Annotated in this window: 10 protein-coding genes; all 10 read right to left on the bottom strand. The window is 71.3% G+C overall.

The genetic code is table 11. From position 1 onward, the window contains the following. The coding region (locus AC31A1_RS44960; RefSeq protein WP_489658854.1) for a winged helix-turn-helix transcriptional regulator at nucleotides 1-794 on the bottom strand (794 nt) is incomplete at its 3' end. 31 nt (nucleotides 795-825) lie between these two features. Then, entirely contained in the window at nucleotides 826-1245 is a 420-nt protein-coding gene (locus tag AC31A1_RS44955) for a hypothetical protein (protein WP_489658853.1), read from the bottom strand. 11 nt (nucleotides 1246-1256) lie between these two features. After that, on the bottom strand, nucleotides 1257-1691 hold the full coding sequence (locus AC31A1_RS44950; RefSeq protein ID WP_489658852.1) for a hypothetical protein: 435 nt from the start codon (nucleotides 1689-1691) through the stop codon (nucleotides 1257-1259). Beyond that, the gene (locus tag AC31A1_RS44945) at nucleotides 1688-2143 is read right to left on the bottom strand and encodes a hypothetical protein (protein WP_489658851.1); all 456 of its coding nucleotides are present in this window, start codon (nucleotides 2141-2143) and stop codon (nucleotides 1688-1690) included. Before AC31A1_RS44945 ends, AC31A1_RS44950 begins: the two co-directional genes overlap by 4 nt. A 117-nt stretch (nucleotides 2144-2260) precedes the next feature. After that, on the bottom strand, nucleotides 2261-2587 hold the full coding sequence (locus AC31A1_RS44940) for an SH3 domain-containing protein (protein ID WP_489658850.1): 327 nt from the start codon (nucleotides 2585-2587) through the stop codon (nucleotides 2261-2263). A 201-nt stretch (nucleotides 2588-2788) separates the two neighbouring features. Further along, nucleotides 2789-3508 carry a hypothetical protein gene (locus AC31A1_RS44935; protein WP_489658849.1) on the bottom strand — a complete coding sequence of 240 codons (720 nt, stop codon included), beginning with the start codon at nucleotides 3506-3508 and terminating at the stop codon, nucleotides 2789-2791. Between the two features lie 56 nt (nucleotides 3509-3564). Then, entirely contained in the window at nucleotides 3565-4260 is a 696-nt protein-coding gene (locus tag AC31A1_RS44930; RefSeq protein WP_489658848.1) for a hypothetical protein, read from the bottom strand. Then, the gene (locus AC31A1_RS44925; RefSeq protein WP_489658847.1) at nucleotides 4257-4730 is read right to left on the bottom strand and encodes a GNAT family N-acetyltransferase; all 474 of its coding nucleotides are present in this window, start codon (nucleotides 4728-4730) and stop codon (nucleotides 4257-4259) included. The genes AC31A1_RS44930 and AC31A1_RS44925 overlap by 4 nt, the downstream gene beginning before the upstream one ends. Nucleotides 4731-4759: 29 nt before the next feature. Then, nucleotides 4760-5527 carry a DUF3631 domain-containing protein gene (locus AC31A1_RS44920; RefSeq protein WP_489658846.1) on the bottom strand — a complete coding sequence of 256 codons (768 nt, stop codon included), beginning with the start codon at nucleotides 5525-5527 and terminating at the stop codon, nucleotides 4760-4762. Continuing rightward, a complete protein-coding gene (locus AC31A1_RS44915; protein ID WP_489658845.1) occupies nucleotides 5524-6009 on the bottom strand; it encodes a hypothetical protein in 486 nt (161 codons plus the stop codon). The genes AC31A1_RS44920 and AC31A1_RS44915 overlap by 4 nt, the downstream gene beginning before the upstream one ends. Nucleotides 6010-6062 lie beyond the last annotated feature (53 nt).

Here is a 6062-nt window from a genome sequence, read left to right as displayed (position 1 = left end):
GTGGTGGCCAGGGCGGGGCCGGCGGACGGTGCAGCCGGAACTGTCGGCGCCGGAAGGCGCGTCGGGGTGGTCGCCCACGGGCCGGAGCGGGTCCGGGACGGGGCAACCCCCCGCTGGCGAAGCGGGTCGGCCCCGGCGGGCGGGAGGAGTGCCCACGCGGTGATGGACTGGAAGACGGGGGCGAGTGCCCGGCCGCTGACGGACAGCTGGAAGTCGCCGCTGCCGGTAGCCGTGACGAGTCCGTCGGTGACCAGGCGGTCCAGGGGCTTGTAGACGGCGGTCAGTCCGTAGCCGGGCATGGCCTCGGCCGCCAGGCTCTTGGCGCTCGCACGGCCCCGGGCCTGCAGGGCCATCAGGATCGGCGTGGCGTGCCGCGGGGCAATCAGGGCGAGCGCGTCGTCGATGTTCTGGGCCGGGGGGATCCGCTCGGGCTCCAGCTCGCCGGTGGCCTTGCTGGTGACGAGCTGCTTCTCCAGATGAGTGTCGCCCCAGGACGCGATCTGGGCCAGGACGGGCAGCAGCTCGGCGCCGCGACGGGTGAGGCCGTAGGTGACGTGACGCGGGGCGTACTCGGTGCGTTCGACCACGCCGGCGCCTGTGAGGTGGCGCAGCCGGGGGTGGAGCTGGCCATCGGCGAGCCACGGCAACCGCGGCTTGATCTCGGCGTAGCGCAGCGGCTGGGAGGAGAGGGTCATCAGCACCCACACGCTCCAGCGCGGGGCGAGCAGATCCAGGGTCTTGGTGACACTGGCGAGGTCGTTCGGGGTGGTGGGGGGCTGAGCGGTGGTGGCCAAGGATGGTGCTCCTCAAGCGGTACAGGGCAGATCAGCGGGTGCGGGACGTGGCGGGCGCCGGAGCGGCAGGTGCAGGTGGCGCGGACGACTGGGGGTCCGGGGCCGGTGCGCGGCGTAGTCCTGCCAGGACCGCGCCGGTGTGTTTGGCGCAGGCGTCTCGGATGGCGACGGACTCGACGATGCGGCGAGCGCAGTCGAGAATGTGGCCGGCGGCAAAGCGGCCGATCTCCCGTTCAGGGGTGGTGAGTTCGCGCAGCCTCGCCAGTTGGAAGGCGGTGGTGCGTTCGGCGAGAACCAGGTCGCTGTGGCTGCCGGTGAGCGCCGCGAGCAGGGTGGCGTCGGGAGTGCTGTCGGCGAGGACTTCGAGTTCGGCGAGCGGCTGTCCGTACAGCGCCTCGATGCGCTGGGCGATGATCTCGGAGACGGCGTGAGCCGCATCGGGCTGGGGCAATCGGCGGGCTTTCAGGAACGGCGGGTCCGCACCGCCCCGGCACTGGGGGCGGGCGGAGCAGTGGCGGTGATCTTCGGCTGGGCGAACTGCACCGGACGTGTGGGGAGTTGGCCGGGAGCGGGCATGGTCCGCAGGAGGTCGTCGAGGGCGGTGACGTAGCCGTTGCGGCCGGCCAGAGCCGCCTCCAGCCACTGGGCGTCCATGCGCAGGTCCTCGGCTGACAGCTCGCCCAGGTCACGGTCGGCGGACATGCCGGCGCGGACGCGGTCCCGTACGCGGACGACCTGTTCCTCGGCGATGGCGAGGAAGCTGCGCAGCTCCAGCGCGCGATGGAGTGCGGCACCGGCCTCGGAGTGCGCCGCCTGGGCATACAGTTCGGCGACGGACGCGCCGAATGCCTCCTCCAGCGCGGTGTCGCGACTGGTGGACTTGTCGGTGACGCTCATCGCGCCGCCCCTCGCGCCGGGACACCCCGCGTGCCGGGCAGTACGGGCGCGGAGGTGTGCAGCGTCGGAGCGCGGCGCGCGGCGGGGTCCGTGCCACGCCAGGCTCCCGGTCCACGCTTGCCCGGGGCGAGGGGGTCGAGGAGATAGTCCACGACCATCACGCGCCCGTCCCGTACGGCGACCGCCACGTTGACCTGATACGCCAACTCCATGGCGGTGTCGTCGAGTTCGCCCGGCTGGGTGCCGAGCGCCGCGACGAGCGCGTCCTCCGCGGTCTCGAGCGCGTCCTGGGATTCGGCGAGCAGGTCGTACCAGTGCACGACACTGCTGGCATCGGAGTTGGCCTGCGGTACCGCCTGGACGGCCCGGCGTAGATCGGCGAGCGGCATCTGGAAGCGGGCCTCGATCCGCTCAGTGACGACGCCCATCACGTCCTCGCTGAACTCGGGCACAGCAAGGCTCCTTTCATTCGCGTTTTCGGGGCGGGGAAATCTGCACTACGTATCCGGCATGCGAGGGAAATATCCGTGGACTCGGTTGCCGGACAAAGGAATTGCCAGGCCGGTCTGCTAGTCCAGGCACATGGCGACGTCGCGGTAGACGTATGTTCCAGACACCCAGCCCTTTACGCCGGTGGTCTTGTCCGTGATGTAATGCCAGTTCCCGCTGCTCTTGTGGACGGTGAACGTGTGGCTGCGGTAGAGCACGCCGAGCGCCGTCGCCTTGGCGGACGCCCTGGAGCGGATCGTCACAGCCTTGGTGTGCACCGTGTACGGGGGCGGCTTGGCCGCACAACTGCTGACAGTGGTGGCAGCACTGGCGGTGGGGATCGAGACGAGCGGGAGAGCCAGCGCGCCGAGAACGGCGGCACCGACGGCTATGCGGGTGGTGCGCATGGGAAGTTGACCTCCACGAAAACCGGAGACGGGAATACGGAAACGGACCCGGACTGACGCCGTACGGGCCGAGAACAAGACTCCGGAGAATCCCCGGTTTCGGTAACCGGGGATTGCGTGCTACATTCCGCGCCGCCCCGCCGAAGGCCGCCGGTATTTCACCGTGCAGGAAGGACGGAGCAGGGCCGGCGGGCCGCGAATTCAGCGGCTCGGACGGCGCGGTGAGGCGGGGCGTGTGCGCGGAGCGGGAAGGCCCGCAGCGGTAGTGTGGCGGGCTGTGGGGGAAGCGGGCGGCAGCGGGATCGCCTCGCCGCTCCAGTGCGCCTCCCACCACTGGGTGGCGGCCTCGAAGGTGGTGAAGCCGCCCTCGCGCAGGGTGTGTGTCCACGCCGTGGTGTCGACCTCTTCGAGCAGGATCCGGAACGGCACCGGAGCCTTCTCGTCGAGGGCGCGCAGCAGCACGGTGATCTCCATCGGCTCGGTGTCGTGCGTGTAGCTGGTCAGCAGGGCGAAATGGTCGCCGTCCCTGCGCAGTCGCTTCTCCAGGGCGCGGGTGGCCGGGTCGGCAGGTTCGCTTCCCGTGCCGTCGGCGAGGAGGATCTGCTCCTCGGGGCAGCCTCGGGCGATCAGCCAGGACTGGGCCATCGCAGGCAGGGCGAATGCGGCGTGGTCGAAGCGGAAGGTCCGGGCGGCGGTGTCGCGCTGGAGGTGGAGGGCGACGAGCTGGGGCTCGCCCGGGATACCCCAGGTGACGGCACCGTTATGGAGGAGGTAGTAGCTGTGCCCGCTGTCGCTGGTGTGGTGTTCGGCCAGGGCGGTGAGCTGGCCCTCTCCTTCGATGTGCCGCCAGAACTGTTCGTCAACGAGGTCGTTGACGGCGTGGTAGCCGCCGAGGCGGAAGTCCGGTGAGTGGGTGGGCATCGGTGCTTTCGGTTCGATGACGCCAACGGCGCGTTGGGCAGGGCTTGTTGAGGCGTTCAGCGACGCAGGTGCGCGGGAGCCGGAAAGGCCGCCGGTCGGGGCGACTGCGTGGTGCCGGGTGAGCCTGCGGGACGCGGAGCAGCAAGGACGGCCCGGCCGGCGTCGGTGAGGGTGACGGGCTGGCCGGCACCAGCGCGGAGCGGGCGGGAGGTGCCACGGTCCACGAGGCCGCTCGCCTCCAGGTGCTGCAGGTGGGAGTAGGAGATGCGGGTGCGTGAGGGGGTCGCCACGGCGAGCCGGTGGGTGATCAGGTTCGCGTGGAGCTTGGCGCCCTGGGCGATGGCGAGCAGGGCCGCGAAGTCTTTCGCTGGCACGTGCCGTGGTGCAGGCGGCGGAGCGGCGGCTTCGATCGGCTCCAGCGCGGCGGCGGCCTGGGCCTGCTGGGTGTCGCGCGCGTCGATGGCGTGCGCGAGCTGGTCGACGGTGCGCTCGATCCGCACGAACAGAGCCTGATCGACGGGGAATTCGCCGGAGGCCAGGTGGGCGAGACGGGCGCGGTGGAAGGTGACGTCCCGCTCGGCCCGGACGAGGTCGCGGTGGGCGTTGGCCAAGGCTGTGTGCGGGGCGTCGAGGAGACCGTCGTCGCAGTGGCGGCACAGCGTCTCGATGCTGTACCCGGCGACCGTCTCGATCCGGTGGTCGAGCACGGTGCGCGGGCGGCGGTCGGGCGGGACCGCGGGAGGCGAGGTCATGTCGGGACGCTTCGTGTGGGCGGGAGAGTAGCTGGGGCGTACGCGTCCAGGGCGACGCGGACCTCGACATAGGGGCCGTCGCGGGTGCGCCGGGTGGGTCCCAGATGTTCCAGGAGCCGGAGCATCGCCGTGTTGGACGCGTGCGTGAACGCGGTGAGGGTGTGTGCCCCGCGCGTGCGGGCGATCCGGGCCGCCTGCCGGGCCATAGCCGTTCCGACGCCGCGGCGGTGGTGGTCGTCGGCGACTTGCAGTCCGAGGTCGACGACACCCGGCTGACCGCTGACGGACCCGACGCAGACGAGGGCCAGGGGCCGCTCGTTGGCGTCGAGTCCGATCCAGCACTGCGCCTGGGCGAGCAGCCGTGCAAGGTCACGGGGCGTGAGGCGGGTACGGCCCCAGCGGAGCAACAGGTTGTGTTCGCAACACTGCGCGTGGAAGGCGGCAACCAGGCCCCCGTCCGCCGCCGTCACCTCGCGGGTACGCGCGAGGGCGGGGTGGGTCAGCAGGAGCAGTCCGGGCGGGCGGCGTGCAGGTCGTCGCGCCGGTAGGCCCGGTAGCGGCTGCCGTCGGCGTTGCGCGGCTTGCGGGACTGGACTCCGTAGGGGCGCAGGAGCAGGGCGAGGCGGACCGGGGTGAGGTCCGCGTAGCGCCAGCGGCCCTCTGCCTCACCGGGCAACTCGCGCAGGCGCGCGACCAGTTCAGCAGTGCTGACGTATCGCGCTGCGCCCAAGGCGTCGAAGATGTCGAGGCAGGCGTGGACGATCGTCCACGGCCGGCTAGGGCAGGTCAGGAACTCCTCACACGTGTCCTCGTGAAGGTCATCGGAATCGTCGAAGACATCGAGGTCGTCAAAGTCGTCCAGGTCGTCGGGACCCTCAGGTTCCTCGAAGTTGTCGAAGCCCTCGGCGTCGGCATCGGGATCGGGGTCCGGTTCACCGTAGGGCTCCTCGTCGTCCACCGGCTCGTACTCGCTGAGCGGTTCGGGCTCGTACGCCGCCGCGCAGCAGCAGGAGGTGGACAGCAGCGCGCTCAACTCGGCTCCGGCCGCCATGCGTTCGATCAGCAGGTCGGTGAGCGCATCGAGCTGCTCGGTCGCGGTGACGCCGGCCGGACGTCCGGCGCCGGCCAGGGCGGCGAGCTGCCCGTCGAGGTCCTGGATCTCGACGAACACATCGACGATGGCGCGGTGGTGCGGGTTCTCGGTGACCTCGGCCGGCGCCAGTACGGCGGCGGCGACCTGGTCGATCAGGCTGGGGAACTGCGTCAACGAACGGGGCCCTTCAGGGTCGGGGACAGTGCAGGTCGGGGAAGGCCGGGCATCGCGTAGGGAGGCGGTCCGGGCTTGGGGGCGGGCTGGCGTACGCCCAGTTGCGGTGAGCGGGTACGCGCCGCGTGGGTTCGCTCGCCCAGGGGCCGCGGGGCGATGCCGAGGCGGTCGCGGGCGGTGTCGTACACGTCGTGTGCCTCCCGCGGGCGGACGGCCACGACGTGGATCTCGGTGGTGTACGCGGAGGTGGCGGGCGCCGGCCGCTGGGCGTAGACGATGCGCCACGCGTTGCGGTGATCGACGTAGACCTTGCGGCAGCCGGAGAGATCGCGGGTGAGTTTGGCGCCGAACAGACGGGCGTTGACGACGTCCTGAAGCTGGGCGAGCGCCAGGTCGCGGATGTCGCCCGGGGCCTGGAGAAGGTCACTCAGGGCGCGCGGGTCGAAGGAGAGACCGAAGGCCGGCCGGTCATGGCCGCTCATCCGGCCCCCGGACCAGGCTCGCCGTTCCCCTCGGACTCTGCGGACTCCTCGGG

Source organism: Streptomyces sp. P5F9 (genome assembly GCF_057961495.1).
The sequence above is the reverse complement of the archived record's forward strand: the minus strand, read 5'-3'. Positions and strand labels throughout refer to the sequence as shown.